Annotated in this window: 29 protein-coding genes and 1 pseudogene; 16 read left to right on the top strand and 14 right to left on the bottom strand. The window is 64.0% G+C overall.

Features of this window, described 5'->3' with window-relative positions; genetic code table 11:
- Positions 1-86 precede the first annotated feature (86 nt).
- The 7 genes from NKH16_RS27925 (at position 87) to rpsP (ending at position 7,111) form a co-directional block, all read left to right on the top strand.
- Positions 87-1,331 carry a flavin monoamine oxidase family protein gene (locus tag NKH16_RS27925; protein ID WP_352902938.1) on the top strand — a complete coding sequence of 415 codons (1,245 nt, stop codon included), beginning with the start codon at positions 87-89 and terminating at the stop codon, positions 1,329-1,331.
- A 90-nt stretch (positions 1,332-1,421) separates the two neighbouring features.
- Positions 1,422-2,516 (top strand): zinc-binding metallopeptidase family protein, encoded by a 1,095-nt coding sequence (locus tag NKH16_RS27930; protein ID WP_352450207.1) that lies wholly within the window; start codon positions 1,422-1,424, stop codon positions 2,514-2,516.
- A gap of 63 nt (positions 2,517-2,579) precedes the next feature.
- Positions 2,580-3,182 (top strand): DUF1236 domain-containing protein, encoded by a 603-nt coding sequence (locus NKH16_RS27935; protein ID WP_352450208.1) that lies wholly within the window; start codon positions 2,580-2,582, stop codon positions 3,180-3,182.
- 147 nt (positions 3,183-3,329) lie between these two features.
- Positions 3,330-4,298, top strand: coding sequence for a CPBP family intramembrane glutamic endopeptidase (locus tag NKH16_RS27940; RefSeq protein ID WP_352748290.1), 969 nt, complete (start codon positions 3,330-3,332; stop codon positions 4,296-4,298).
- A gap of 410 nt (positions 4,299-4,708) precedes the next feature.
- A complete protein-coding gene (gene ffh / locus NKH16_RS27945; RefSeq protein WP_352748291.1) occupies positions 4,709-6,325 on the top strand; it encodes a signal recognition particle protein in 1,617 nt (538 codons plus the stop codon).
- Positions 6,326-6,332: 7 nt separating this feature from the next.
- Positions 6,333-6,659 carry a chorismate mutase gene (locus NKH16_RS27950; protein ID WP_352450211.1) on the top strand — a complete coding sequence of 109 codons (327 nt, stop codon included), beginning with the start codon at positions 6,333-6,335 and terminating at the stop codon, positions 6,657-6,659.
- A gap of 50 nt (positions 6,660-6,709) precedes the next feature.
- Positions 6,710-7,111, top strand: coding sequence for a 30S ribosomal protein S16 (gene rpsP / locus NKH16_RS27955; RefSeq protein ID WP_352450212.1), 402 nt, complete (start codon positions 6,710-6,712; stop codon positions 7,109-7,111).
- A 73-nt stretch (positions 7,112-7,184) separates the two neighbouring features.
- Here the strand turns inward: rpsP and NKH16_RS27960 are convergent, their stop codons facing one another.
- A complete protein-coding gene (locus NKH16_RS27960) occupies positions 7,185-7,448 on the bottom strand; it encodes a YMGG-like glycine zipper-containing protein (protein WP_023680734.1) in 264 nt (87 codons plus the stop codon).
- A 191-nt stretch (positions 7,449-7,639) separates the two neighbouring features.
- Positions 7,640-8,050 (bottom strand): DoxX family protein, encoded by a 411-nt coding sequence (locus tag NKH16_RS27965; protein ID WP_352748294.1) that lies wholly within the window; start codon positions 8,048-8,050, stop codon positions 7,640-7,642.
- A 258-nt stretch (positions 8,051-8,308) separates the two neighbouring features.
- Here NKH16_RS27965 and NKH16_RS27970 point away from each other — a divergent pair, with 258 nt between their 5' ends.
- On the top strand, positions 8,309-8,716 hold the full coding sequence (locus NKH16_RS27970) for an ACT domain-containing protein (protein ID WP_352577286.1): 408 nt from the start codon (positions 8,309-8,311) through the stop codon (positions 8,714-8,716).
- Between the two features lie 393 nt (positions 8,717-9,109).
- On the opposite strand, the gene NKH16_RS27975 is transcribed toward NKH16_RS27970, so the two are convergent.
- Positions 9,110-10,144, bottom strand: a complete 1,035-nt coding sequence (locus NKH16_RS27975) for an aspartate-semialdehyde dehydrogenase (protein WP_023680535.1) — start codon at positions 10,142-10,144, stop codon at positions 9,110-9,112.
- 106 nt (positions 10,145-10,250) lie between these two features.
- Entirely contained in the window at positions 10,251-10,400 is a 150-nt protein-coding gene (locus tag NKH16_RS27980) for a hypothetical protein (RefSeq protein ID WP_352876731.1), read from the bottom strand.
- A gap of 200 nt (positions 10,401-10,600) precedes the next feature.
- On the opposite strand from NKH16_RS27980, the gene NKH16_RS27985 reads away from it, so the two are divergent.
- On the top strand, positions 10,601-12,433 hold the full coding sequence (locus tag NKH16_RS27985) for a DEAD/DEAH box helicase (protein WP_352748298.1): 1,833 nt from the start codon (positions 10,601-10,603) through the stop codon (positions 12,431-12,433).
- Between the two features lie 88 nt (positions 12,434-12,521).
- Complete coding sequence (locus NKH16_RS27990) at positions 12,522-13,235, top strand: DUF805 domain-containing protein (protein WP_352748301.1); 714 nt, start codon at positions 12,522-12,524, stop codon at positions 13,233-13,235.
- Here the strand turns inward: NKH16_RS27990 and NKH16_RS27995 are convergent.
- The 6 genes from NKH16_RS27995 to leuD form a co-directional block, all read right to left on the bottom strand.
- Positions 13,225-13,710, bottom strand: coding sequence for a GNAT family N-acetyltransferase (locus NKH16_RS27995; RefSeq protein WP_352748304.1), 486 nt, complete (start codon positions 13,708-13,710; stop codon positions 13,225-13,227). The two genes, NKH16_RS27990 and NKH16_RS27995, sit on opposite strands and share 11 nt — an antisense overlap.
- Positions 13,711-13,714: 4 nt before the next feature.
- Complete coding sequence (leuB, locus tag NKH16_RS28000) at positions 13,715-14,818, bottom strand: 3-isopropylmalate dehydrogenase (protein WP_352707636.1); 1,104 nt, start codon at positions 14,816-14,818, stop codon at positions 13,715-13,717.
- A 91-nt stretch (positions 14,819-14,909) separates the two neighbouring features.
- Entirely contained in the window at positions 14,910-15,260 is a 351-nt protein-coding gene (locus tag NKH16_RS28005) for a VOC family protein (RefSeq protein WP_352458340.1), read from the bottom strand.
- Between the two features lie 51 nt (positions 15,261-15,311).
- Positions 15,312-15,695, bottom strand: coding sequence for a RidA family protein (locus tag NKH16_RS28010; protein WP_352458324.1), 384 nt, complete (start codon positions 15,693-15,695; stop codon positions 15,312-15,314).
- A 110-nt stretch (positions 15,696-15,805) separates the two neighbouring features.
- Positions 15,806-16,735, bottom strand: a complete 930-nt coding sequence (locus NKH16_RS28015) for an Ivy family c-type lysozyme inhibitor (protein ID WP_352458325.1) — start codon at positions 16,733-16,735, stop codon at positions 15,806-15,808.
- Between the two features lie 61 nt (positions 16,736-16,796).
- On the bottom strand, positions 16,797-17,402 hold the full coding sequence (gene leuD / locus NKH16_RS28020; protein WP_352450224.1) for a 3-isopropylmalate dehydratase small subunit: 606 nt from the start codon (positions 17,400-17,402) through the stop codon (positions 16,797-16,799).
- Positions 17,403-17,569: 167 nt separating this feature from the next.
- Between leuD and NKH16_RS28025 the strand changes: the two genes are divergently transcribed.
- From NKH16_RS28025 to NKH16_RS28040, 4 genes are all read left to right on the top strand, one after another.
- The gene (locus NKH16_RS28025) at positions 17,570-17,995 is read left to right on the top strand and encodes a GNAT family N-acetyltransferase (protein WP_352450225.1); all 426 of its coding nucleotides are present in this window, start codon (positions 17,570-17,572) and stop codon (positions 17,993-17,995) included.
- Between the two features lie 79 nt (positions 17,996-18,074).
- Positions 18,075-18,386: an ArsR/SmtB family transcription factor gene (locus NKH16_RS28030; RefSeq protein ID WP_352450226.1), complete on the top strand. Its 312-nt coding sequence runs from the start codon at positions 18,075-18,077 to the stop codon at positions 18,384-18,386.
- Positions 18,386-18,832: an SRPBCC domain-containing protein gene (locus NKH16_RS28035; RefSeq protein WP_352450227.1), complete on the top strand. Its 447-nt coding sequence runs from the start codon at positions 18,386-18,388 to the stop codon at positions 18,830-18,832. The genes NKH16_RS28030 and NKH16_RS28035 overlap by 1 nt, the downstream gene beginning before the upstream one ends.
- Positions 18,833-18,870: 38 nt before the next feature.
- Positions 18,871-19,377, top strand: a complete 507-nt coding sequence (locus NKH16_RS28040; protein ID WP_352707631.1) for an SRPBCC family protein — start codon at positions 18,871-18,873, stop codon at positions 19,375-19,377.
- A gap of 18 nt (positions 19,378-19,395) precedes the next feature.
- Here the strand turns inward: NKH16_RS28040 and NKH16_RS28045 are convergent, their stop codons facing one another.
- The 4 genes and pseudogenes from NKH16_RS28045 to NKH16_RS28060 all read right to left on the bottom strand — a co-directional run bounded on the left by NKH16_RS28045 (position 19,396) and on the right by NKH16_RS28060 (position 24,409).
- Positions 19,396-20,562: an NAD(P)/FAD-dependent oxidoreductase gene (locus tag NKH16_RS28045; RefSeq protein ID WP_352822409.1), complete on the bottom strand. Its 1,167-nt coding sequence runs from the start codon at positions 20,560-20,562 to the stop codon at positions 19,396-19,398.
- 30 nt (positions 20,563-20,592) lie between these two features.
- Complete coding sequence (locus NKH16_RS28050) at positions 20,593-22,179, bottom strand: ATP-binding protein (RefSeq protein WP_352450229.1); 1,587 nt, start codon at positions 22,177-22,179, stop codon at positions 20,593-20,595.
- A pseudogene (locus tag NKH16_RS28055) lies at positions 22,167-22,860 on the bottom strand (response regulator transcription factor). Before NKH16_RS28055 ends, NKH16_RS28050 begins: the two are co-directional and overlap by 13 nt.
- A 4-nt stretch (positions 22,861-22,864) precedes the next feature.
- Entirely contained in the window at positions 22,865-24,409 is a 1,545-nt protein-coding gene (locus tag NKH16_RS28060) for a DUF4153 domain-containing protein (RefSeq protein WP_352458328.1), read from the bottom strand.
- Between the two features lie 278 nt (positions 24,410-24,687).
- Here NKH16_RS28060 and NKH16_RS28065 point away from each other — a divergent pair, with 278 nt between their 5' ends.
- Together NKH16_RS28065 and NKH16_RS28070 are read left to right on the top strand one after the other, a co-directional pair.
- Complete coding sequence (locus NKH16_RS28065; protein WP_352748933.1) at positions 24,688-25,569, top strand: HpcH/HpaI aldolase/citrate lyase family protein; 882 nt, start codon at positions 24,688-24,690, stop codon at positions 25,567-25,569.
- A gap of 27 nt (positions 25,570-25,596) precedes the next feature.
- A complete protein-coding gene (locus tag NKH16_RS28070; RefSeq protein ID WP_352748935.1) occupies positions 25,597-25,803 on the top strand; it encodes a DUF1737 domain-containing protein in 207 nt (68 codons plus the stop codon).
- Positions 25,804-25,957 lie beyond the last annotated feature (154 nt).

Genomic DNA, 25,957 nt, shown 5'->3' on the forward strand with positions numbered 1-25,957 from the left:
AGCAGGAACCTCAAATCCACCACACTGGCGGATGCCCGGGAATTTGCCTACGATCAAGTAATTATTGTGGCGGGGACAGAATAAGCATGGAAGACGTTGATGTCGTGATCATCGGCGCCGGTTCAGCCGGGCTTTCGGCTTCCAAGACCCTGCGCGCTGCCGGTTTTTCCTTCAAATTGTTGGAAGCGATGAACCGCATTGGCGGCCGCGCCTGGACCAGCGACCAGCATTTCGGCGTGCCGTTCGACATCGGCTGCGCCTGGCTGCATGCCGCGGACCGCAATCCCTACTTTCCCGAGGCGAAGGCCGCTGCCTGGACGCTTCATCACCACGACATGAATGTCGATCATCTCTATTACCGTGAGCGAAAGGCAAGCGAAGCCGAGGAGGCGGCGATGAAGGTGGCCGACGCAAGGCTGTTCGAACTGGTGGCGGCACATCAGGTGAGGGAAGGCGACGACGACCGCCTTTCGGCATTGCTCGCCAAGGGACACGCGCCGCGCGCCGCCGCAACCTTCGCCGGGCCGATGGATTTCGGCGCCGACGAGGACGAGATATCGATCCGCGACTTTCAGGTCGCCGCCGATCTCGATCCGAATTATTTCACCAGGGAAGGCTTCGGTACGCTGGTTGCCCGCTTCGGCGCCGACGTGCCGGTGGAGCTGTCGACGCCGGTGCGCAAGATCGTCTGGGATGGGCCGGGCGTAGCCTGCGTCATCGATCGCGGTACCATCCGCGCCAAGGCGGTCATCGTCACTGCCTCCCCGGCAGTGCTCGCCTTCGAGGAGATTGCGTTCTCGCCTGCACTCCCCGATGCGCATTTCGCCGCCTTCTTCGACCTGCCGATGGGCATGCTGACCAAGCTGCCGGTCGAAATATCCGGTACAAGACTCGGCCTGGAGCCGTTCGACGATTTGCTGATCGAGCGGTTGGCCCGGCACGACATTTACTTCCTCTGCTTTCCCTTCGACCTCGATTTGATGGTCGGTTTCGTCGGCGGCGATTTCGCTTGGGAGATGTCAGCGGGCGAGGCGGCTGGCATCGACTTCGTCGTCGACCGGCTCTGCGGCATCTTTGGCGGCGACATACGAAAGCATGTCGGACGCGCAATGATGACCAATTGGGGCGCTGAGCGGTTCGTGCGCGGCGCCTATGCGGCGGCGCGGCCCGGCCGCTCGCAAGCGCGCGCCACGCTGATGCAGCCCGTGGCGGAAAAGATCTTCTTCGCCGGCGAGCATTTGGCCGGTCCGCTGATGCAGACCTGCGGCGGCGCCAGATTGTCGGGCGAGGCAGTGGCCAGGGAAGTCGTCGCCCAGCTTGCGGCAAAATAGCATCGGCCGGCAGGAACGTGGGCAGCTGACAGGCGTTTGGCGTTCTCCTGCTCGTATCGTCCTCCGCATTTCGAATGATTTGAGACGCCAATGAAGCTTTTCGACTGCCCGCATTGCGGCCACCGTCTCTATTTCGAGAACGCGCAATGCCTGAACTGCGCCAGCCTCGTGCTCTACGATCCCGAGCATGCGCGCTTCGCGCTGTCCGGCGCCGACGTCTTCCATTGCACCAATGCCGACGAATGCGCCTGCAACTGGATGGCGGAGCCCGGCCACGCCTTCTGCCGCGCCTGTGCGCTGAACCAGCTGATCCCGGATCTGTCGGTCGACGGCAACCGCCGCCGCTGGATCCGTGTCGAGGCGGCAAAGAAGCGTGCCGTCTATTCGCTGCTCGCCTTCGGCCTGCCGGTCGCACCCAAGCAGGACGTTGGCGACGAGATCGGTCTCGCTTTCGATTTTCTTGCCGATCCGATCGGCGGCGGTCCGGGCGGCGAACGTATCCTGACGGGTCATGACAACGGCCGGATCACGCTCAACGTCGCCGAGGCGGATTCGGCAGAGCGCGAACGGCGTCGCGTCGAGATGGGCGAGAACTACCGCACGCTGCTCGGCCATTTCCGCCATGAGTTCGGCCATTATTACTGGGACCGCCTGATCCGCGACGATTCGCAAAAGCTTGCCGGTTTTCGCGCTTTGTTCGGCGACGAGCGCGCCGGCTACGAACAGGCGCTGAAGACCTATTATGCCGATGGCGCGCCGCCCGACTGGCAGCAGCGCCATATCTCGGCCTATGCGACGTCGCACCCATGGGAGGACTGGGCCGAGACATGGGCGCATCACATGCACATCACCGACACGCTGGAGATGGTGCATGCCCTGAATTTCCCGCTCGGCCGGCTGGAAACCGTTGAAGCCAACGAGCTGCCGCGCGCCGATACCGGCGGCAAGCTGCAGCCGGCACCATCGGAACCCGCCTCCAGGCCAGAGCCTTTCGAAAGGATTCTCGACCGCTGGCTGGTGCTGTCGGAGGCGTCCAACTCGATCAACCGCTGCATGGGCCTGCCCGATCTCTATCCCTTCGTCATCTCGGACGTGGCGGCGCAAAAACTTGCTTTTGTTCACGAGCTTTTGACCGACCTGCCGAAAACGACTGGAACAAATCGTGAGCCGGCCGAAGCCTTTTAGCCGGAACGCATGCGGCTTTGCTTCGTTTTCCGTGCCAAGGGACTGTGAAACGGAGAGAAGACCATGAAACGCATATTGTTTCCGGCGGTGGCCGGAGCGCTCATAGCGATGTCGGGCTCTGCATTGGCCGACACCGCCGTCTCGGCCATCACTGATCTCAATGTACGCGCCGGCCCCGGCCCGCAATATCCGGTGATCGGCGTGCTCGCGGCCGGCCAGTCGGCGACGCTCGACGGCTGCATCGCTAACAGCAAATGGTGCACTATCGCCGAGGCTAACGGCCAGGGCTGGGTCTATTCCGACTATGTGACGGCCGATTTCGGCGGCAGCCGTGTGGTCCTGACACAGCGTCCGGCCGGCGCCGACATTGCCGTCGTGACGCCGCCCGCCGATAGCGTCGAGTATTCCGACAGCTATACCGGAGCAATCGTCGCCGGCGAGGCGATCGAGCCTATCCGGAGACCGCCGGCCGAGATCCGTACCTATGTGCGTACGCATCGGCTCGATCCGGTCTATCTGGAGGGCGAGGTGGTGACGGGCGCGACGTTGCCTGACACCGTCGAGCTGCGCGAGATTCCGGACTATGATTACCGCTACGTCTATGTGAACGGCCAGCCGGCACTGGTCGATCCGGGCAGCCGGCGTATCGTGTACGTCGTGCGCTGACGATACAAACAGGGCGGTCGCCCTGTAATGGCGGCCGCTCGCACTCCCGACATTGCCACAAGCCGGCATTGCCGCTGCAATACCGGTTTCCACATTGGGGCCGATGTTCTAGACCTTGCGAGCCGAAGCACCAGCCAGCGAGCCCGCGTGACGATCGACCCAACCGCCTTCCAACAGTACCGGCACACCGCCAACAACAAGACCACTTTGCCGCGGCTTCTGCTTGGAGCGGTGGTCGTCATCCTGTTCTGGCTCGGAACCACTGCCGCCGTGCTGTTCGGCGGCACCTATGCCTTTGCCGTTTGGCAGGCATCGTCTGGCACCGCCCCGCCAGGTGGAGGAGCGGTGCAGGATTTCATGGCCTCTCCTGCGGGCATCCTCGCGGCGCTGGCTTCATTTGCCGGAATCTGGCTCGGCCTTTGGGCTGCCATGCGCTGGATCCATCGCGAGAAGCTGACAGCCCTGATTGGCGTCAGCCGGCGCATTTCTTGGTCGGGGTTCCTGAAAGGACTGACCGCGGTGCTGATCACCTCGCTGCTTTCCGAGATCCTGCTTTATGGTTTGCAGCCCGACATCGCGCGCGGCGCGATCGGCCTGTCCGCGTGGCTTTCGTTCCTGATCCCGATCACCGCCCTGACCTTTCTGCAGACCTCGTCGGAGGAGATGCTGTTTCGCGGTTATCTGCTCAGGGGCCTGGCGAGCCGGTTCCGGAACCCTTTCATCTGGGCGCTGCTGCCGGGATTGCTGTTCACCTCCCTGCACTGGAGCCCAGGTTCGAGCGCTGCCATCAATGCCTGCGTGCTGGCCTCGATCGCCGCCTTTGCGCTGCTGCTAACGCTTCTGGTCTATGCAACCGGTAATCTCGGTGCCGGCTTTGGTGCCCATCTCGGTAACAATCTGACCGGCTTCCTGCTGATTTCGCACCAGCAAAGCTATAATTCCTTCGCCCTGTTCAACGCCAAGCCGCTCGAAGCCGCCGGCTGGACGACTTCAGACGCCGTCCTCATCGCTTCGATCGGCATCGTCAGCAGCCTGTTGACCGTTCTGCTGCTTTTACATCCGCGCTCACCGCTGAAGGTCGAGCCGGATATGGCGCGCGCCGGCAGCGTGCGCTGATGTGCATTGCCTGGTCGTCCTGAGCTATTTGACGCAAAGCTTGACCAAAGCTTGACTCTGCGGCCGATTTCCTGTCTACACGCCGCGAATTCCGCGACGAGTATTCCTCCGAGCAAACCGACCGGGACGCCGAAACCTCTTTGAGGTGAAGTGCTGTAAATCGATCCCGGAGGCCAACACCCGGCAGCGCTGTGCGCCCCCGGGTGCTTTTTGGCTTTGGGCTTTTGCCCGGACCGGCTTTTGCTTGGACAGTCGGCGCGAACGCATTACCTCTCGGGCATCATCCGGGTGCCAGGGAAAAGGAAAAAGAATGTTTGAATCGCTACAGGAACGCACAAGAGGCGTGGAGGGCCGCAGGCCCGACGGGGATCAGCATGAATCCAAGGCGCTCTCGCACGGCGGTTTGACCAATGTTTGAGTCCCTGCAAGAGCGCCTTGGTTCGATCCTGAACGGCCTCACCGGCCGCGGCGCCTTGTCGGAGGCTGATGTCTCGGCGGCGCTGCGCGAGGTGCGCCGTGCGTTGCTCGAGGCCGACGTGGCGCTGGAAGTGGTGCGTTCCTTCACCGACAAGGTGCGCGAGAAGGCCGTCGGCGCCGCCGTGGTCAAGTCGATCAAGCCCGGCCAGATGGTCGTCAAGATCGTCCATGACGAGCTGGTCGACATGCTCGGCGCCGAGGGCGTCGCCATCGACCTCAATGCACCGGCTCCGGTCGTCATCATGATGGTCGGCTTGCAGGGTTCCGGCAAGACGACGACCTCGGCCAAGATCGCCAGGCGCCTCACCGACCGTCAAAACAAGAAAGTCTTGATGGCCTCGCTCGACACGCGGCGTCCCGCCGCGCAAGAGCAGCTCCGGCAGCTCGGCGAGCAGGTCAAGGTCGCCACATTGCCGATCGTCGCCGGCCAGACGCCGGTCGATATCGCCCGCCGCGCCGTGCAGGCGGCCAAGCTCGGCGGCCATGACGTCGTCATCCTCGACACCGCCGGCCGCACCCATATCGACGAGCCGTTGATGGTCGAGATGGCCGACATCAAGAAGATGTCGTCGCCGCACGAGATCCTGCTGGTCGCCGATTCGCTGACCGGCCAGGACGCCGTCAATCTGGCAAAAAGCTTCGACGAGCGCGTCGGCATCACCGGCCTCGTGCTGACCCGCATGGACGGCGACGGCCGCGGTGGTGCGGCGCTCTCGATGCGCGCCGTCACCGGTAAGCCGATCAAGCTGATCGGCACCGGCGAAAAAATGGACGCGCTGGAGGAATTCCACCCCAAGCGCATCGCCGACCGCATCCTCGGCATGGGCGACATCGTCAGCCTCGTCGAAAAGGCGGCCGAGAACATCGACGCCGAACAGGCCGCGGCGATGGCCAGGAAGATGCAGTCGGGCAAGTTCGACCTGAACGACCTCGCCGGCCAGCTTCAGCAAATGTCGAAAATGGGTGGCATGGGCGGCATCATGGGCATGATGCCCGGCATGGGCAAGATGAAGGACCAGATGGCCGCCGCCGGGCTCGACGACAAGATGTTCGGTCGCCAGCTCGCCATCATCTCGTCGATGACCAAGGCCGAGCGTGCCAACCCCGATATTCTGAAGCACTCGCGCAAGAAGCGCATCGCCGCCGGCTCGGGTACCAACGCGGCCGAAATCAACAAACTGTTGAAGATGCATCGCGGCATGGCCGACATGATGAAGGCGATGGGCGGCAAGGGCAAAGGCGGCGGCCTGATGCGCGGCATGATGGGCGGCCTCGCTTCCAAGATGGGGCTCGGCGGCATGATGCCTGGCGGCGCAGGCGGCATGATGGGCGGCGGCATGCCGGACCTCTCCAAGATGGACCCCAAGCAGCTCGACGCCTTGCAGAAGCAGGCCCAGGCGGCCGGGCTCGGCGGCATGAAGGGCCTGCCCGGTGGTCTTCCCGGTGGCGGTGGCCTGCCTGGGCTGCCCGGCGGCATGAAACTTCCCGGCCTGCCGGGCGGTGGCGGGCTGCCAATGCTTGGCAAGAATGGCCTCGGCAAGAAGAAGTGAGGGCGCCATGAACGAAGAGAAGGACATGGCGGACGCGCGTGCGGCGCTGGCCAATTATCGCGCCTCGATCGACAATATCGACGCGGCGCTGATCCATATGCTGGCCGAGCGCTTCCGCTGCACCAAGGCAGTCGGCGTGCTGAAGGCGGAACATGGCCTGCCGCCTGCCGACCCGGCGCGCGAGCAGGAGCAGATCGCCCGTCTTCGCCAACTGGCGAAGGACGCCCATCTCGACCCGGATTTCGCGGAGAAATTCCTGAACTTCGTCGTCCGCGAAGTGATCCGCCATCACGAGCAGATCGCCGCATCCAACGGCGTAGCGAAAACCGGCTGAGGACCAGCCACCAACCGATCAACCAAATCAGAGCTTTTAGGAGAAAAGAAATGCCACTGAAAATCCGATTGGCCCGTGCGGGCTCGAAGAAGCGTCCCTATTACCATGTCGTCGTCGCCGACGCGCGTTCGCCGCGCGACGGCCGTTTCATCGAGTCGCTCGGCTCATGGAATCCGCTGCTGCCCAAGGACGGCGAACGCGTCAAGGTCGACGCCGAGCGCGTCAAGCATTGGCTGTCGCATGGCGCCCAGCCGACCGACCGCGTGCTGCGCTTCCTCGATGAAGCCGGCATCGCCAAGCGCGAAGCGCGCGCCAACCCGAAAAAGGCCGAGCCTGGCAAGAAGGCGCAGGAGCGCGCAGCCTTGCTGAAGAAGGCGCAGGAAGATGCCGCCGCGGCCGTTGCCGCCGCCGCAGCCGCGCCGGCCGAGGCGGAAGCCGCCAGCGCCGAATAAAATCATCTCCACAACCACGAAACGGCGGGCCCTGCCCGCCGTTTTGCTATTGCATCCATATGATGCGGCCCGATCAATAGCCTTCCGGGCAACTCGCAACGTAGACACGACCGTTACGATCGCGATAACGGCATTGGCCGCTTTCGCTGGCACGGCCGATCAGTGCACCGGCCAAAGCGCCGGCCGCACCGCCGATCACCGCGCCCTTGGTCGGGTTGCCGGCCACAGCAGCGCCGACCGCCGCACCGCCCAGGCCACCAACTGCCGCGCCTTGCTCAGTACGGGAGCAGGCACCGAGCGGGACCAGCAAGGCCATCAAGATCATCACCTTTTTCATTGTCGTTCCTCTCCAACAGGGTGCCGTCCTCGCCGCTGCACCCCCTAACTCGCAACCAGGCGATTTGATCCAAAGAAGAAGATCGGCTGCCGCCCGGCGGCGCTCAATTTGATCCAAAGAGTAGAAAGGCGGCCGCAGACCGCGCCCGCTCTGGCGGCGTGGCCACCATCGAACGGCTTTCGATGTCGCCGCTATTGGCTGAACGGGAACAACGCGCGCACCCTTGGATCGCGCAGATACAGGCCACCCCAGAGGACGGCGCCGAGATAGACGCCGAACAGTATGTGCGAGAACAAAGGGCTGCCGATACGCACATGCGTGGCGACGGCGCCGCCGAGATAGGCGGTGAGCAGGATGGCGCCGAGCACCGAGGTGCGTGGCAGCGCGTAAAGCGCTGTCGAGACCAGTCCAATGATGCCGAGCATGCGCGAGACATTGGCATCGGCCGGCCAGCCGAGCTGCACCATGGTCTGAGTGACGATTTCGAGCGGCGGTAGCTTGATGACGCCGTCGAAGATCATGAACAGCACGATGACGGCGCTGAGCACGCGGCCGGCCCACAAGGCACGCGATGAGACGGGTGCTGCCTGAGACATGGTCATTGACGTTCCCTCCGGTCGTTGTGAGCACTGGCTCCTTCGCCAGCTCGAACCAAGGACGCGGCCCAGGATGGCGATCCGACATGCCTCCAGTTCTTTTTCACTCCCGGGGACGGCGACCTGGGATGTACAAGTTCAGCCAGCAACGAACCTGGCAAGTCCACCTTGCGAGGTGAGATGGAGGGCGTTATTGAAAATCCGTAGGGGTGTCTTCCGACGCTCGACGAAAGCCGCCGCCTGATCGCACAACGAAAGCAACCGATGGCCGGAGAGACCGACCTGAAAAAGTTGCTGGCGGCAATGACGCCGGAATTGCTTGCCGGCGTTCATGTCTTCACCACGTTGCCACCCGATGCGCCCGTTCCCGACAGGCTCCACCCGGTGATGCTATTTCGCGAGCGCGAGGGCACGACGCTGATCGTGCTTGAAGACCATGCCAAGGCCGCTGGACTGAAAACCGTGTTCCGCTGCCGGATGCTGACGCTGAACATCCATTCGTCGCTGGAAGCGGTCGGCTTCCTCGCCGCCATCACCGCGCGGCTGGCCACCGCCGGCATCGGCGTCAATCCGGTCTCGGCCTTCTACCACGATCATCTGTTCGTGCCCGCCGACCGGGCGGAGGAGGCGCTGGAGTTGCTGTTGGACCTGGCGGAGGAGAACCGGCTGTGACGCCGTCGCCTTGCTGCCTATTTGAGACGCCTATGCCCCTCATCCGCCTGCCGGCACCTTCTCCCCGTGAACGGGGAGAAGGGCGCTAACGGCCGAAGGCCGAGCCCGCGACTGCGGGCCGCCGGCCTTCCGACGCCCCGCGGAGGCCAGCCGCGTAGCGGCGATACGGCCGAGAGCGAAACAACCGCCGAAGGCCGAGCCTGCGACCGCAGGCCGCCGGTCGTCCGGCGCCCCCGCGGAGGGCCAGCCGCGACAGCAGCGATACGGCCGTGAGCGGAAAAGCAAGCTGAGCAAAAATCGCGGCCGAAGGCCGAGCCTGCGACCGCAGGCCGCCGGTCGTCCGGCGCCCCCGCGGAGGCCAGCCGCGCTAGCGGCGATACGGCCGTGAGCGAACTATGCCGCCTTCTTCTTCGGCTGGATCAGCCCGCGCTCGACCAGCAGCTCCGCGATCTGCACGGCATTCAGCGCCGCGCCCTTGCGCAGATTGTCGGAGACGATCCACATCGACAGGCCGTTGTCGATGGTCGAGTCCTCGCGGATGCGCGAGATGAAGGTGGCGTCCTCGCCGGCCGATTCCAGCGGCGTGATGTAGCCGCCGTCCTCGCGCTTGTCGATGACCTGGCAGCCCGGCGCCTCGCGCAGGATCTCGCGCGCCTCATCGGCGGTGATCGGCTTCTCGAACTCGATGTTGACCGCTTCCGAATGGCCGATGAACACCGGCACGCGCACGCAGGTCGCCGTCAGCTTGATCTTCGGGTCGAGCATCTTCTTGGTCTCGGCCACCATCTTCCACTCTTCCTTGGTGAAGCCGTCGTCGAGGAAGACGTCGATATGCGGGATGACGTTGAAGGCGATACGCTTGGTGAACTTCTTGACGTCGACCTGGTCGGCGACAAACACCGCGCGCGTCTGCGTGAACAATTCGTCCATGCCTTCCTTGCCGGCGCCGGAGACCGACTGGTAGGTGGCGACGACGACGCGCTTGATGGTGGCCGCGTCATGCAGCGGCTTCAGCGCCACGACCAGCTGCGCCGTCGAGCAGTTCGGGTTGGCAATGATGTTCTTGCGCGTGAACAGCGAGATCGCATCCGGGTTCACTTCCGGAACGATCAGCGGCACGTCCTGGTCGTAGCGGAAGGCCGACGAATTATCGATGACGACGCAGCCCTGCTTGCCGATCTTCGGCGACCATTCCTTGGAGACGTTGCCGCCGGCCGACATGATGCAGATGTCGGTATCTGAAAAATCATATTGGTCGAGCGCTCTGACCTTCAGCGTGCGGTCGCCGAACGACACTTCCGTGCCCTGGCTGCGCCGCGAGGCCAGCGCCACCACCTCGCTCACCGGAAAGCCGCGTTCCTCCAGTATGTTGAGCATTTCCCGGCCCACATTGCCCGTGGCGCCGACGATCGCAACCTTGAAACTCATCGAAATCTCCTGTCCCTCTCCGCTCGGTTTCTGGAGAAAACCCGCCGGCCGATGCGGGTTTCAACCCCCGGGCCGGACCCGGGAGAGGGTGGTTAGGCCAAGGGAATCAGACCGTTTTGGTGGTCGTTTTGCCGGATTTTTTGAGCAAGAACGTGATTTTGCTGGAACGAGGAGACGCAGCGACCCGCCCGGCCCAATGGTTCGCATTGGGGCCGGGGATGTCGAAGGCAGAAAGCGCCATCAAAAGGCCGCGCATCGAAAACTATCCCGTTCGGTGCCGGCTTTTACGCGGTTTACGTCTAGAGTCAATCGCAAGCAGGCCGACCCGCCGCCCTGTACAATGACGGCGGCACCAAGTACGAACGAGCATCGTCTGGCTCGTGGCGCCCGTCTGTGGCGCTTGCCGACATTTGACCCGTCGCCGGGTATTCAGAATCCGAATTTCGAAAGAGCAAGATGTCCAACTTCGAAGCTATTGTTCCCGCGCTGGCAAAGGCGCTGGAAAAACGCGGCTATGTCGAGCTGACGCCGGTGCAGAAGGCCGTTCTCGAGCTTGGCCAGGCCGATGCGCTGGTTTCGGCCCAGACCGGCTCCGGCAAGACCGTCGCCTTCGGTCTGGCTTTGGCGCCGACCCTTCTCGATGGCGCGGAGCGCTTTTCCCACGCGGCGGCACCCCTGGCGCTGGCCGTGGCGCCGACGCGGGAGCTGGCCCTGCAGGTAACGCGCGAGCTGGAATGGCTCTACGAACTGACCAGCGCCACGGTGGCGTCCTGCGTCGGCGGCATGGACATGCGCACCGAACGGCGCACGCTGGAGCGCGGCGCCCATATCGTCGTGGGCACGCCCGGCCGCCTGCGCGACCACATCACCCGCAATTCGCTCGACATGTCGGCGCTCAAGGCAGTGGTGCTCGACGAGGCCGACGAGATGCTCGATCTCGGCTTTCGCGAGGATCTGGAATTCATCCTCGATGCCGCACCCGCCGATCGCCGCACGCTGATGTTTTCCGCGACCGTGCCGCGCTCCATCGCCACGCTGGCCAAAGGCTACCAGCGCGATGCGGTACGCATCTCGGCCTCCGGTGAGGAAAAGCAGCATCTCGACATCGAATACCGGGCGCTGAGCGTCGCCCAGGCGGATCGCGAAAACGCCATCATCAACGTGCTGCGCTTTTACGAGGCCAAGAACGCGCTGGTGTTCTGCAACACGCGCGCCGCCGTCAACCATTTGACGGCGCGCTTCAACAATCGCAACTTTTCCGTCGTGGCGCTGTCCGGCGAGCTTAGCCAGAACGAGCGCAGCCATGCGCTACAGGCGATGCGCGACGGCCGCGCCAAGGTCTGCATCGCCACCGACGTCGCGGCACGCGGCATCGACCTTCCCAATCTCGAGCTGGTGATCCATGCCGACCTGCCGACCAACCCGGAAACGCTCCTGCACCGAAGCGGACGCACGGGTCGTGCGGGACGCAAGGGCGTCAGCGCCCTGATCGTGCCCAATAGTGCCCGCAGGCGCACCGAGCGGCTGCTGCAAAGTGCCGGCCTTGCGGCAACCTGGGCGAGCCCGCCGTCGGCCGACGACGTGATACGGCGCGACGACGAGCGCATTCTCGCTGATCCGGTCTTCAGCGAGCCTATGAAGGATGAGGAGCGCGGCTTCGTCGAGGCGCTTCTCGATCAGCACGGGCCCGAACAGGTTGCCGCCGCCTTCGTGCGGATGTGCCGCTCCAGCCACTCGGCGCCGGAGGATCTTCTCGACGTGGCAGCGTTCACGCCGTCGGGCGAAAAATTTGCGCGCCGGGACGAGACACCGAGCCGCCGCGACGATTTCGGCGACAGCGTCTGGTTCTCGCTGTCGGTCGGACGCCGGCAGAATGCCGAGCCGCGCTGGCTGATCCCGATGCTGTGCCGGACAGGCGGCATTTCCAAGCGCGAGATCGGCGCCATCAAGATGCAGCCGGAGGAAACCTTCGTGCAGATCGCGGCGGACTGGGCCGAGCGTTTCCTCGCTGCGATCGGCCCCGACCGGAAGCTGCAGGGCAACATTGCGGTCAAGCGGCTGGACGGCACGCCGGATTTGTCGCGGGCCGGCTATCAGGAACCACGGCCCGACAGGAAGCCGCACCGCGGCAAGCGCACCTTCGATCAGAACACGCCCAAATTCGAGAAGCGCGCACCGGCCGACCAGCGCCCGGCATTCGAGGCGAAGCCCTGGGCCGGGAAACCGGCCAAGGCGAAGGTCGAAGGCGGACCTGCGAAACACAAGAAATCGAAGAAACGGCCGGGGTAAATAGCCAGCACTCTCCATTTCCGCACGCCCCTTGCGGTCTGCCGGAACTTTGCACAGTCTGGGGCGGGGAAATGGGGGTGGGCAGGACATGCGCGGCGAAGTTCTTCATTACGACGAAGACCAGGGTTTCGGCTTCATCACCGGAGCCGACGGCAACCGCTACACTTTGGCGCGCGAAGATTTGCGCCGCGAAGCATCGGTTGCCGGAGGTACGACCGTCGAATTCCAGCCGGCTGGCGGACGGGCACGCGATGTTTTTTCGATCCGTGCCCAACCTGCCAGTGCGCCCGCCGACGCCTCCACTGCAACCGCCGCGCCGTCTCAGGCCGGCAATGCGCCAGCGGCACGTCAGCCGCAACATTTCGGCCGTTCCGCGGAACAAAGTCCGGCCGAGTCGGCTGGCCTGTGGAGCTACTTCTGGCGGGGTCTGACCAAGAATTACTTCAACTTCGCCGGCCGTGCCCGCCGCAAAGAGTATTGGGGCTATTGTCTGTTCTGGACGATCGCGCTGATTGTGGTCATAGGACTCGGCGTCTTTATCGACGACGCCATGGGCAATCTCGACAACAGTGAATTGCCGGCAGTGACGGTCGGCCTTTCCGGTCTCTTCCTGCTGGCGACAGCCCTGCCGTGGTTCGGGCTGAACGTGCGTCGCCTGCACGATACCGGCCTGACCGGCTGGCTCTTCCTGCTTTTCCTGATCCCGACCTTCGGCACCGTGATCATCCTGATCTTTGCGCTGATCCCGAACCAGCCGCGCGAGAACAAGTGGGGTCCGGTGCCGGCGGGTGTCAGGGTTTAGCGATCGCCTTCAGCACCTCGCTCGAAAGCCTGAGGAAGACCTTCTGGCCCTGGCGCTCCGCTCCGAGTCCGACGTAGAAGCGCAGCGCGCCTTCGTTGCAGTCCTCCGTGGTCAGATCGATACGGCCGATGCCTTCGCGCATGCAATTGCCAGCGAGGAATGCCATCAGCGCTCGACCGACACCGCCATCGCGGGCGGTATCGCGCACGAACAGGTCCTTGAGGAACAGCAGCCGCTCGAGATCGATGCCGGGATGCGCGATCGCAACCGAGGCCAGCCCGCAAACTCCACCATCGACGAAGGCGAGCGCAAAATGCGGATAGGCCGGACTTTCGTCGCCAAGCCATTTCTGTGCCGCCGACAAAGCTTGGCTGGCGTCGAGTGGCGGCTGCCGGTAATGCACCGCCATTTCGCAAAGCATGGCGGCGAGTGCCGCCGCATCCCCGGTCGTCGCCCAGCGGACGTCGACCGACACGGGATCAGCCCAGGAACTTGGCGATGATCGCATCGCCCATCTCAGCGGTGCCGACCTCGGTCATCCCCGGCGAATGAATATCCCTGGTACGCAAGCCCTGATCGAGCACGGCGGCGATCGCGCCTTCCAGCCTGTCGGCCTCATCAACCATGCCGAAGGAATAGCGCATGCACATGGCGAAGGAGGCGATCATGGCGATCGGATTGGCGATACCCTTGCCGGCGATGTCGGGCGCCGAGCCGTGCACCGGCTCGTAGAGCGCCTTGCGCTTCTTGGTCTTGACATCAGGTGCGCCTAGCGAGGCCGACGGCAGCATGCCGATCGAGCCGGTCAGCATGGCGGCGATGTCGGACAGCATGTCGCCGAACAGATTGTCGGTGACGATGACGTCGAACTGCTTCGGCCAGCGCACCAGCTGCATGCCCCCGGCATCGGCCAACATGTGATCGAGCTTGACGTCGGCATAGCGCGCCTTGTGCGTCTGGGTGACGACCTCGTTCCACAGCACGCCTGATTTCATCACATTGCGCTTTTCCATCGAGGTGACGTGGTTTTTGCGCGTGCGTGCCAACTCGAAGGCAACGCCCGAAATGCGCTCGATCTCGAACGTGTCGTAAACCTGGGTGTCGATGCCGCGCTTCTGGCCGTTGCCGAGATCGATGATCTGCTTCGGCTCGCCGAAATAGACGCCGCCGGTGAGCTCGCGCACGATGAGGATATCGAGACCCTCGACCACCTCCTGCTTGAGCGAGGAAGACGCCGCCAGCGCCGGATAGCAGATTGCCGGCCTGAGATTGGCGAACAGCTCCATGTCCTTGCGCAGGCGCAAGAGACCGGCCTCGGGCCGCACCTCATAGGGCACCGCATCCCATTTCGGCCCGCCGACGGCACCGAACAGCACCGCGTCCGCCGCCATCGCCTTGGCCATGTCGGCATCGGAAATCGCCGCGCCATGCTCATCATAGGCGCAACCGCCGACCAGGCCCTCATCGGTGGCGAAATCGCTGTCGAGGCTGTCGTTCATGGCGGCGATCAATTTCTTCACCTCGGCCATCGCCTCGGGGCCGATACCGTCGCCGGCAAGCAGGAGAAGATTTTTCGAAGCCATGAGAACCGTCCCAATCGTTTAGCGCATGAACGCGGCCTTGCTAAAGGCCAAGCGGGTTCTGCGCAAGCCCGCGCTTTGCCGCCCGGTGTCGCTACCGGTGCGAAAGGATATTGACCAGCCTGCCGAACGGGTCGCGTACGAAGAAGCGCCGCACGCCCCAGGGTTCGTCCGCCGGACCGTATTCGATGGCAAAGCCGGCCTTTCTCATGCTTTCAAGCGCGTCATCGATGTCGTCGACTTCGATAGAGATGTCCGGCACCGGCGTTCCTGATCCCCCTTCGGCCATGAAACTGACCTGCACGGACATCGTCTCTTGCGAGCCGTAGGTAGCGATCCAGCCCATATCCATCTTGAGATCGAGGCCGAGCACATCCTGATAGAAAGGTTTTGCCGCCGCGATATCCTGCGTGTCTATGTTTGCAACGATGCGCCTGACCTTCACCATGGGCCGATCCTCGTGCTGACCGTGTCGTTGTCGCAACCGTGACAGGCATCAGGCTGTGCGCCGCAGCGCCGTCACCTCGATCTCGATCTTCATCTCCGGCTTGTTGAGCTGACACACGATCATCGTTGCCGCCGGCCTGATCTCGCCAAAGGCCTCGCCGAGGATCGGGAACACCACATCCACGAAAGCCGCATCGGTGATATAGTAATGTGCCCGCACCACATCGGCCATCTCGAAGCCGCCGTCCCCGAGCGCCTTGGCGATCGTCGCCAGGCAATTGCGCGTTTGTGCCTCTACGGTCTCCGGCATCGACATGGTCGCATAATCGTAGCCGGTCGTTCCGGACACGAAACACCAGTCGCCCTGCACCACGGCGCGCGAATAGCCGGCGGTGTTCTCGAAGGGCGAACCGGTGGAGATCAGTTTTCGCATAGGTCCTCCTTTTTTGCAGCGTAGGCGGTTTGGCGAAAGCGGCGGTGACGGCCGATCTCCCCCCAAGTGGGGAGATGTCCGGGGCGCGCGAAGGATCGCGGCAGAACGATCTAATTCGCCGACCCCAGCGCCTTGTCCAGCGCTTCCTTGACGTCGGCCGGCCATGTACTCACCGCTGGCCACGCGTCCGGCTCGGGCTTGTCGCCGCGGCGGGCGAAATAGAGCTTCTGGTTGACCGGGTCAACGGCCATGAAGCCGTCATTGCCGCCGCAATCATGCGGCACGCAGCCGCTGGCAAAAAAGGCGCCCGAAGCGGTCTCCTCAGTACCGCCGCCGACCAGCAGGCTGGTCGCGATGTCGGGCATGTCCTTGCCGAGCAGCGTCTCGGCTAGCCTGTAGACGGCCTCGTTGTGGAAGGCATCAATGATGTTGTCGTATTTCGACGGATCGATGTCTTTCCAGTCGGTGCCCGGCTCCGGCATGTAGGTCAGATTACCGGACGTCGTCAGTCCGTCCGTCGGCGACCATTGCAGCGCCGGCTTGGAATCACCCGGCAGCAGATAGGGCACGAAATAGATGGCGCTGTCGGAGATCGCGGCCGGCGGCGCGCCGCATTCATCCTGCTCGACCGTGGTCGTCTGGATCGTGCCGCCTTCCGGCTTCCACACGATCACCTTGGCCGGGCCGCATTGATTGCCGCCGTCGCCGACATCGACCAGCGCCACCTTGACGCCGCCGACCTCGACGATCTTGTCGAAGAAGACGTCGTAATTGCGCGCCAGTTCCTTGCCGTCGAAGGCGAGCACCCGTTCCCCGTACTCTTCCTCCTGGGTGATAGTCAGTTGGCCGCCCTCGAACGGCATCGGCGCCTGTTTGTCATTGTCGGCTAGGGCCGCATTGCTCAACGCGCCCTGGTCGGCGGCCCCGCCGGACGCATCGTCAGCCGGCACGAGCACCACGTCGGTCTGTGCATGCGCGCCTGCCACCGGCATCAGAATCCACGCCAGCGCGCAGGCCCCGGCAAGAAGCGAACGTGTCATGACTGTTCCCTCCGTTCAGCCGCCACGAACCCGGCCTGTCGCGGCCAGGTCATCGTACCGCTCAGGCCCAGGGGCGCTCAGCAGCGTTCTTCTTCTCGAACGAAGCGATGGCGCCGGCCTTCTCCATGGTCAGACCGATATCGTCGAGCCCGTTGAGCAGGCAGTGGCGCTTGAATTCGTCGAGGTCGAACTTGACCACGCCCCCGTCCGGCCCGCGAATTTCCTTGGCTTCGAGATCGACCGACAGCGTCGCGTTGGAACCGCGCGAGGCATCGTCCATCAGCTTCTCCAGGTCTTCCGCGCTGACGGTGATCGGCAAGATGCCGTTCTTGAAGCAGTTGTTGTAGAAAATGTCGGCGAACGAGGTCGAGATGACGCAGCGGATGCCGAAATCGAGCAGCGCCCACGGCGCATGTTCCCGGCTCGAACCGCAGCCGAAATTGTCGCCGGCGACCAGGATCTGCGCCTTGCGGTAGGCCGGCTTGTTGAGCACGAAGTCCGGGTTTTCCGAGCCGTCGTCCTTGTAACGCATTTCGGCGAACAGGCCGGTGCCGAGCCCGGTGCGCTTGATCGTCTTGAGATAATCCTTGGGGATGATCATGTCAGTGTCGACATTGACGATCGGCATCGGCGCGGCGACACCGGTGAGCTTGGTGAATTTTTCCATGGTTCTTGCCCGTCTTCTTCTCGTTGCGGGGAATTGCTGGCGCCCGGTTTACACAATGCCGCGGGCAAATAAAAGACGGCTGTTTTTGGACTTCCGTCGTCGATCGAAACACAAAATCGGTACAAAACAGCTTCAAAACCACCTGCCCATGGTGCACTTTTGTCGACATGACAACGCGATCCACGATCCTTTACGCCAGCGAACCGGGCCTCGGCATCGCCGAGTTCCGCCGCGTTCTGGTGGAATCCGGCCTCGGCGAGACACGGCCCGTCGATGATCATGCCCGTTTGAAGGCGATGCTCACGAGTGCCGACCTGGTGCTCACCGCGCGCATCGATGCACCGGGCAAGCCGCTGGTTGGTGTCGCTCGCGGCATCACCGACTTTTCCTGGGTCTGCTATATCTCCGAGCTCGCTGTTTCTGCATCGGCGCAAGGGCTGGGTATCGGCAAGGGCCTGATGGATGAGGCACGCCGGCAACTCGGACCTTCCGTTGCCATCAGCCTGATCTCCATACCCGACGCCGTCGGCTTCTATGAGCGTATCGGCATGGAGCGCATGCCCAACGCATTCTGGTTCGGCCGCAAGCGCTGAAATCCACTCCCAGCGACCTCAACCCGCGCATTCTGCCTCTTGACATGCAACCAAATGGTTGCATATTAGAGTCATGAGCATGGATGCTGTCTTTCGCGCCTTGGCCGACCCGACACGCCGGCGATTGCTGGACAGCCTTCATGCCAGGAACGGGCAGACGCTGAACGCGCTGTGCGGTGAGATGGACATGACGCGCCAGGCGGTGACCAAGCATCTGGCGATCCTGGAAGAAGCAAACCTCGTCGCCACCATCCGCAAGGGACGCGAGAAGCAACATTATCTGAATCCCGTTCCCATCAACGAGATCGCCGAACGCTGGATCGGCAAATTCGAGCGGGGGCGACTGGGCGCCCTCGGCGATTTGAAGAAACGTCTCGAAAGGGAAGACTGATGAGCAACATTTTCGTTTATGTCACCTACATCCGCACTTCGCCCGAAAAACTCTGGCAAGCACTGACCGCGCCGGAGTTCCAGCGGCAATATTTCCTCGGCGCTCAGATGCTAAGCGACTGGAAACAAGGTTCGGCGTGGAAGATGGTTTACACCGACGGCCGGGTCACCGACAGCGGCGAGGTCCTCGAGATCGATCCACCCAAGCGCATCGTGCTCAAATGGCGCAACGAGTTCATGCCCGAGGTCAAGGCGGACGGCTACACACGCTGCACCTTCGCCCTCGAGCAGGAGGGCGAGATGATGAAGCTCGCCATCACACACGAAGCCGATGGACCGCACAAGCTGCTTGGCCATGTGGCGAACGGCTGGCCGCTCATCCTGTCCAGCCTGAAGAGCCTGCTCGAAACCGGCAAAGGCCTGTCGCGCCCGGCGTCGAAGGCTTGAGGTTGTTTCGATAGCGAAACGTTTCTGGAGGACAGGTGATGCACGGTTCCGCGGTGCACAGCATGACCAATGGCGAGACCGTCATGGCGAGCGCCGATGTTCGCGCGCCGCCCGAGCGGATATTTGACGCGCTCGTTACACGCGAGGTCGAGCGCTGGTGGGGGTCCGCCAGGACCTACCGGATGACCGGATGGGCGGCCGACCTCCGCGTCGGCGGCCGCTGGAGCGTCACCGTCGAGACGGCGGCCGGCAGACACCTGCCCGCCAGCGGCGAATTCCTGGAGATCGAAGAGCCGCGCCGGATCGTGCAGACGCGGAGATACGACTGGGACCATCCGACGCTTGGCCGCCGCGAAACCAAAGTCGCCTGGCTGCTGGAGCCGATCGCCGGCGGCACACGCGTCACCATCTGCCATGGCGGCTTCGCCGGCCTCGCTGCTGCCGCAACGAAGCATGCCGAAGGCTGGGCCCGGGTGCTGGGCTGGCTTCAGGCGTATCTTGGTACGGGCGGCTTGGTGGCGGCTCAATCCACCAAGCAACGGTAGCATCCCTTCGCGCCAGCGTTAAATTACATTCAATTCCCGAAACGGCCGCCCGTCGGCGATCCGGCTGTACCCGAACGCCGAGCAATCCACCGTGCGATAGCCGCCATGCACGATCAGTTCGGCCAGCGCCTTGCCGACCGCCGGAGCCTGCTGCAAGCCGTGGCCGGAAAAACCGTTGGCGAAGAGGAAATTGCCGACCTCCGGGTGCGGGCCGATCACCGCGTTCTGGTCGAGCGTATTGTAGTCGTAATGGCCGACCCAGGCGCGCGTCGGCTTGATCGCCTCGAAGGCCGGAATGCGGGTCGCCAGCACCGGCCAGATCACCTCTTCGAACAGCGGCCAGTCGGGGTCGAAGTCGGCGGGGTCGGCCGGTCCTTCGCCCTCTTCCGGCTCGGCGCCGCCGGTGATGTAGACCGAGCCCTCCGGCCGGACATAGATGCCGCTCGGGTCGACCAGCAGCGGCATGTCGTCATATTTTTCGCGCGCCTCGAAGACGAAGACATTGCGCTTGCGCGGCTCCACCGGCAGCGCCAGCCCGGCCATTGCTGCCACCTTGCCGGCATTCGGCCCGGCGGCGTTAACGACGGTGCCGGCCTCGAGCCGCTCGCCATTGTCGAGGGTCACACCGGCGACGCGCTTCCCCTGCCGCTCGATACCGGTCACCGACGCTGTGATGAAATCGATGTTCTTGCTTCGCAGTGCCTTGCGGAACAGCATCAGCATCGCATGCGCGTCGAACCAGCCTTCGCCGCTGCGGCCATAGGCGCCGGCGGAAATGCCCTCGACCGACAGCCACGGAAAGCGGCGGACGAGCGCCTCGGCATCCTCGAGCACGATGTCGGCGCCCTCGGCCATCTGCGCCTCGTGGTTGGCCCGCAGGAACGGCAGCCCGTTCTCGCCGGCAAGGATGAGGTAGCCGCCTTCGCGAAAGCCGATATCGGCGTCCGCGCCAAACTCTTCCCTGAGCCGCCGGAACAGTTTCAGCGTGAATTGCGACAGCCGGATGTTTTCCGGGATCGAGAACTGCTGGCGGATGGAGGCGCAGGACAGCGTGGTCGCGGCGCGGGAAAATTGCGGGTCGCGCTCGACAAGCGCGATCGAGCCCGAAAACCCTTCCTCGCGCAGATAATAGGCGACCGAGGAGCCGACGATGGCTCCGCCGATGATGACGATGTCGTAATGCACCTTTTGGCCCTTCCGATCTGAACCGCCGAGTCACGCCGCCGGCAGGATGATCTCGAAGCGCGTGCCGCTCGCCGAGTCAACCAGCCGGATCGTGCCATCATGCGCTTTCAGGAGGGCCAGCACGATGCCGAGGCCCATGCCGGTGCCGCCGGAATCGCGGCGCGTGGTGAAGAACGGCTCGAAGATGCGGCCTCGGTTGCTGGGCGAGATGCCGGCGCCGTCGTCAGCGACCACGATGGTGGCCTTGCCGTCTGCTTTTGCGGCTGTGACCGATACCAGCGTCGTGCCGTGCCGCGCCGAATTGTCGATGAGATTGGCCAGCACGATCGCCGCGTTTTCGGCCGATATGCGCAGCCCGATCTCGGTGCCCGCCTCGACGCGCACCGCCAGCCTGTCGTCGGCCGGCAGCAGCGCCAGCGCAGCAGTGAGCGACGTGCTTTCGCCGCTGGGCTCGAGATTTTCGGCGCGCGCCAGGTCGAGCAGGCGGCGCACCAGCAGATTGAGCCGGCCGGCATCGGTGACGATATTGTCCGAAAACCGCCGCCGCTCGGCCTCGTCCATCGCGCTGCCTGAATCGCGCAGCAGTTCGGCGGCCCCCTGGATCGCCGTCAGCGGCGATTTGAGCTCGTGCGAGACGTGGGTGGCAAAGGTCTGGATGCCGTCGGAGCGTGCGTGCAGCTTTTCGGCCATGTCGAGGAAAGCAGCAGAGAGTTCACCCATTTCGCGCGTGCCGTGGTGATCGAGCGGCCTGATCGCCGCGCGGTCGCCGGCGGCGATGCGTTTCGTGCGTTCCATCAGCGCATAGATCGGACGGCTGACGGCGCGCAGGAAGACCAGCCCGATCAGCAGCGCGCCGCCGAGGATGGCGATTGCCGCCAGCGCCACCTTGCCGCGCTCGCCATAGAGATGCTTGACGATGTTGTTCGGCGTCCGCGACAGATAGACGACGCCGGCGACCTTGCCGGAGACCGCAACCGGCATGGCGACAAAGACGCGAACCTTGGTGCCGCGGCTGACCGAATAGAGCGGCGGCGACGGCTGGTCGGGAACCCGCAGCCTGAGCGCGCTGGCGTAGCGGCCGGCAAGCGCTGCGCGAACCTCTTCGACAGCCGCGAGCGACAGGCCGGCCTCCTCACGGCCGGCGATGACCACGCCTCTGGGATCGAGCAGCCGGAAGCCGGCGAGCGTGGTCTTCTGCGTCTCGGCAAGAATGCCCGACAGGCGTGCGCCGATTGAAGCGAAGGCGGGATCGGCGCTGGCCGCGGTGGCCGCGGGCCGGGTCGGCAGGATCCCGTCGGACGCAAGATCGAGGCCCGGTTCGATCGGCTGGTAGGGAGAGGCCCGATCGCTGGTGTTGGGTGAAGGCACGGGTGCGCCTAGCTTTTCCGGGGCAATGCCGGCCTCGCGAACCTCTTGCGCATAGATCGCGCCAAGGGCGGCGCCTTGGGCGATCAGCTCGGCCTCGGTCTGCCGGATCAGCTGGTTCTCGTAGAGCCGGAAGAAAAACAGGCCGGCCAGCGGCAGCGCCATCACCATGATCAGGATGGCGATGACGACCGTGGCGAGGCGAGGCCGCCATTTGCTGCCAATCAGTCCTTGGGCGCTCACGCGCCGCATCCGCCCAGCCGAAAACCGACGCCGTGCACGGTCTCGATCGCATCGACGCAGCCGACGGCCGCTAGCTTGGCGCGGATATTGCGGATATGGCTGTCGACGGTGCGGTCTGCGACATGGATATTGGCCGCATAGGCGTTGGCCATCACCATGTCGCGGCCAAGCACATACGCCGGCCGCGCCAAAAAGCCTTTCAGGATCGCGAATTCGATCGACGTCAGCGCCAGCGGCTTGCCGTCGAAGCTGGCTGTATGGCTTGCCGGAACCAGCAACAGTCTGCCATGCGAGAATTGCCGGTCGTCGGCTGGTTCCGGCGTGGGCCGCGCGCGGCGCAGAATGACGTTGACGCGGGCGACCAGCTCGCGCGGGCTGAACGGCTTGGTGACATAATCATCGCCGCCCATCTCCAGCCCGAGGACGCGGTCGATCTCTTCATCCCGCGCGGACAGGAACAGCACCGGCAGGTCGGATGTGTGGCGCAGCCGCCGGCACACTTCCAGCCCCGTCCATTTCCGGCATGCCGATGTCGAGCACGACGAGATCGGGCGCATGGCGCTCTATCGCCTGCAAGGCAGCCGCGCCGTCCGGCACCGCCAGCGTTTTCATGCCGGCCTTTTCCAGCGCGAAGCAGATGATTTCGCGAATGTGCGGGTCGTCGTCGGCGACCAGTATGTGGTGCGGCATCAAATCAGCGGCCCGGCATGAAGGGTTCGGACATCGGAGGAACCACGAACGGGCCACGCCTGTCGAGGGCGCGGTTGAGCCGCCAGTCACGAAAGCTCCAGCCCCGCCAGTTTTCCTGGCCGGCGCGGAAGCGTGCTTCGTCCTGTGCATACCAGCCGGCGAGTTCGCGGATGGAGGCATCCTCCGCGGAAACCGTCCTGCTCTGGTGCTGGACGAAGCGATCGACCGCCGGCAAGGCGCCGGGCCCGAGCGAGCGCAGGTACCAGACGTCGAGCTGGGTGCCTTGGCCGGTCATTTCGAAGCAATGGTCGACATTGTAGTTGGCGATCAGCGCGGCAAAGTTGATGAACGAGCAGGCATAGAGCGTCGCCGATAGCGTCAGAAGATTGGCGGAAAGCAGCCATTCGTTGGACTTTTCGCGCGCGATGCGGGCCATGATCAGGACAAGGCCCGCCGCCACCAGCCCCATCCAGACGAACGCAGCGACACGCCAATAGGTCAGCGCATAGATACCGATATAGAGATCGAGCCGCAGGATCGACGAGATCACCAGGAGGATGTTCTGCGCCACCCAGGCATAAACCAGCCGGCGGATGAGCGGATCGCCGGAGGTCGCACTTCCCGGCCGCAGCGCCGCCAGCACGAAGCCGGCGGCCAGCAGCGCCGTGACGATCAGCGGATAGGCGCCGCGATGCGCGTAGGCGGCATAGGTCAGCCCGTCGGGAAGCGCGATGCCGCCCCACAGATAGGTGGCGTCGAGTGCGCTCTGCACCGCGAACAGGATGTTGAAGACGACGAGCGCGCGGAGGATAGCGGCCTTGCCGAAGACGATGTCCTCGATGGTGGTCCTGGTGGCCGGCGTCGCCGGTGCGCTGGCTGGCGACACCCTGCGGCGGCGGAGAAAGCGCGGCAGGCGCGGCCGCAGAAAGGCCCAGACGCAGGCAAGCACGAACAGCCAGAAGGCGAGACGTGGCAGCTGGACGAGTTCGAGCAGTGCCATCAGGTCGATCAGCGAGAACCAATATTCGATGACCGGATTGGCGGCGCCGAACAGCGCGAGGAACACTGCGCCGAGGCCCAGCGGCATGACCCAGACGGCGATCGCCGCAAGGCGCACGCGCCGCCGGCCAAGCCGCCGCGCCGCCCTGCGCCAGCGGAAGAAATCAAGGACGAGCCGAAATGGCGTTGCAAGCAGGAACAGCGAGAGTTGGCCGGCAATACGGGCAAGGCCGCGCCGCAACCGTCCGACCAGTGAAAGCGCGAAGATGGCCGTCGCCGCCAGCGCGATCGAGACGGACAGTGCGCTGACATTTTCCACAAGCGGCAGCAGCGCCATAAACAGCGCAACCGGCTTGAACCAGAACCTGCCGTCGTTGAAGGCGCCGAGAGGATGGACAGCCATGCTCGCTGCGGCAATCGCAACGCCGAACAGGAAAAGCGTGATGCCCGCCGGTTGGCCATAGAAGAAAAAATCGGCCAGCGCGGCGAGCAGGACGGCAACGCCGAAGCGGTTGCAATAGCTCGGCGCCGCCGAGAGGAATACTATCATGATCGGGCTTTCTCGGCGGCTTTGATGCGGCCGGTGGGCGGGGATTTCCGGACGAAAGGGAGGAGGTTTACCGAAGTCCGGGGCGGATCGACGAGCCACCAGCTTTCGCGGCGAAGCCGGTACGGCAGGGACCAACGGGAGTTCGTTTGCTCTTGCATGCCGCCCTTGTCGCATCCGGTCGGGTGGCAAGCGGGGCGGAGACGAGGAGATTTTCCGAAATTGCGTGCAGTTTTTATGCACGGCTTGCCTCGGCCGGCTGCAGACGGCATAGATCGGAGATGACCAGCGAAAGCTACCGCCCGCGCCGCTCGGTGCTTTACGTCCCGGCTTCGAACGACAAGGCGCTGGCCAAGATCCAATCGCTGGCCTGCGATACCGTCGTCATCGATCTCGAGGACGCCGTCGCCCCGGCCGACAAGTCTTCCGCGCGCGAAAAACTGGCGGCGATTTTCGCCGGCCGTTCCAACCGGCGCTGCGAGATGGTGGTGCGCATCAATGCGCTGTCGAGCGAATGGGGCGGCGCCGACCTGCTGGCCGCGGCAAAATGCACGCCCGACGCCATCCTGCTGCCCAAGGTCGACACGCCGCGCGACATTCTCGAGGCCGGCGACGTGCTCGACGACAATTTTATCGCCGACGAAGTCAAGCTGTGGGCGATGATCGAGACGCCCAAGGCGCTGCTCAATATCGGGCCGATTGCCGAGCTGGGCCGCGATCCGGCCTCTCGACTGGCTTGTTTCGTTGCCGGAACGAACGACCTGGTCAAGGACACCGGAATTCTCGCCACGCCCGATCGGCGCTATCTCGTTCCATGGCTGATGCAAATGGTGCTCGCCGCGCGTGCCGGCGGCCTCGACCTGCTCGATGGCGTCTTCAATGATTTTCGCGATATGGACGGGTTTGCGCGCGAGTGCACGGAAGCGGCCGCCATGGGTTTTGACGGCAAGTCGCTGATCCATCCGGCCCAGATCGAAGCCGCGAACCGCGCCTTTGCACCGTCGCCCGAAGCAATAGCCGAGGCGCGCGCGGTCAAGGATGCCTTCGCGCTCGCCGAAAATACCGGTAGGGCGGTAGTTGCGCTGAACGGCAAGATGGTCGAGCGACTGCATCTGGCGCAGGCCGAAAAACTGCTGGCGAAGGCCGCCGCTGTTCGCGCATGACTAACGTAACTGCGACGGGATTGAAGAATGAAACTCTACCGCTTTCTGTCCGGCCCGGACGATGCCAGCTTCTGCCACAAGGTGACGGCGGCGTTGAACAAGGGCTGGCACCTGTTCGGCTCGCCGACCTATGCCTATGACCAGGAAGCCAAGACCATGCGCTGCGGCCAGGCCGTGGTGAAGGACATCGAGGGCCAGGAATACGTCCCCGACACCAAGCTCAGCGACTGGTAGGGAGGTTCGCTGAAGCGCTCGTCCTTCGTCATCCTAGGGCGTAGCAGTCGCGAAGCGACGTCGCGGAGTACCCTAGGATCCATATGTGGACGGCGCCCTGCCTGCAACGGTTGTTTTGCGTCGTTTTCGATCGCTTGCGTCCATATGTCCGGCC

The sequence above is a fragment of the Mesorhizobium sp. M1307 genome (genome assembly GCF_040318155.1).
GTDB lineage: Bacteria > Pseudomonadota > Alphaproteobacteria > Rhizobiales > Rhizobiaceae > Mesorhizobium.

Bases quoted from the DNA above. Each gene is read 5' to 3' on its own strand.
- NKH16_RS27950 (WP_352450211.1), top strand. From the start codon at position 6,333: ATGAACGAAGAGAAGGACATGGCGGACGCGCGTGCGGCGCTGGCCAAT.
- rpsP (WP_352450212.1), top strand. From the start codon at position 6,710: ATGCCACTGAAAATCCGATTGGCCCGTGCGGGCTCGAAGAAGCGTCCC.
- NKH16_RS27985 (WP_352748298.1), top strand. From the start codon at position 10,601: ATGTCCAACTTCGAAGCTATTGTTCCCGCGCTGGCAAAGGCGCTGGAA.
- NKH16_RS27980 (WP_352876731.1), bottom strand. From the start codon at position 10,400: ATGCGCGGCCTTTTGATGGCGCTTTCTGCCTTCGACATCCCCGGCCCC.
- NKH16_RS27930 (WP_352450207.1), top strand. From the start codon at position 1,422: ATGAAGCTTTTCGACTGCCCGCATTGCGGCCACCGTCTCTATTTCGAG.
- NKH16_RS28065 (WP_352748933.1), top strand. From the start codon at position 24,688: ATGACCAGCGAAAGCTACCGCCCGCGCCGCTCGGTGCTTTACGTCCCG.
- NKH16_RS27990 (WP_352748301.1), top strand. From the start codon at position 12,522: ATGCGCGGCGAAGTTCTTCATTACGACGAAGACCAGGGTTTCGGCTTC.
- NKH16_RS28050 (WP_352450229.1), bottom strand. From the start codon at position 22,179: ATGCGGCGCGTGAGCGCCCAAGGACTGATTGGCAGCAAATGGCGGCCT.
- NKH16_RS28030 (WP_352450226.1), top strand. From the start codon at position 18,075: ATGGATGCTGTCTTTCGCGCCTTGGCCGACCCGACACGCCGGCGATTG.
- NKH16_RS28025 (WP_352450225.1), top strand. From the start codon at position 17,570: ATGACAACGCGATCCACGATCCTTTACGCCAGCGAACCGGGCCTCGGC.
- NKH16_RS27970 (WP_352577286.1), top strand. From the start codon at position 8,309: ATGGCCGGAGAGACCGACCTGAAAAAGTTGCTGGCGGCAATGACGCCG.
- NKH16_RS27925 (WP_352902938.1), top strand. From the start codon at position 87: ATGGAAGACGTTGATGTCGTGATCATCGGCGCCGGTTCAGCCGGGCTT.
- ffh (WP_352748291.1), top strand. From the start codon at position 4,709: ATGTTTGAGTCCCTGCAAGAGCGCCTTGGTTCGATCCTGAACGGCCTC.
- NKH16_RS28040 (WP_352707631.1), top strand. From the start codon at position 18,871: ATGCACGGTTCCGCGGTGCACAGCATGACCAATGGCGAGACCGTCATG.
- NKH16_RS28010 (WP_352458324.1), bottom strand. From the start codon at position 15,695: ATGCGAAAACTGATCTCCACCGGTTCGCCCTTCGAGAACACCGCCGGC.
- NKH16_RS27935 (WP_352450208.1), top strand. From the start codon at position 2,580: ATGAAACGCATATTGTTTCCGGCGGTGGCCGGAGCGCTCATAGCGATG.
- NKH16_RS28070 (WP_352748935.1), top strand. From the start codon at position 25,597: ATGAAACTCTACCGCTTTCTGTCCGGCCCGGACGATGCCAGCTTCTGC.
- NKH16_RS28035 (WP_352450227.1), top strand. From the start codon at position 18,386: ATGAGCAACATTTTCGTTTATGTCACCTACATCCGCACTTCGCCCGAA.
- NKH16_RS28060 (WP_352458328.1), bottom strand. From the start codon at position 24,409: ATGATAGTATTCCTCTCGGCGGCGCCGAGCTATTGCAACCGCTTCGGC.
- leuB (WP_352707636.1), bottom strand. From the start codon at position 14,818: ATGGCTTCGAAAAATCTTCTCCTGCTTGCCGGCGACGGTATCGGCCCC.
- leuD (WP_352450224.1), bottom strand. From the start codon at position 17,402: ATGGAAAAATTCACCAAGCTCACCGGTGTCGCCGCGCCGATGCCGATC.
- NKH16_RS27960 (WP_023680734.1), bottom strand. From the start codon at position 7,448: ATGAAAAAGGTGATGATCTTGATGGCCTTGCTGGTCCCGCTCGGTGCC.
- NKH16_RS28015 (WP_352458325.1), bottom strand. From the start codon at position 16,735: ATGACACGTTCGCTTCTTGCCGGGGCCTGCGCGCTGGCGTGGATTCTG.
- NKH16_RS27975 (WP_023680535.1), bottom strand. From the start codon at position 10,144: ATGAGTTTCAAGGTTGCGATCGTCGGCGCCACGGGCAATGTGGGCCGG.
- NKH16_RS27965 (WP_352748294.1), bottom strand. From the start codon at position 8,050: ATGACCATGTCTCAGGCAGCACCCGTCTCATCGCGTGCCTTGTGGGCC.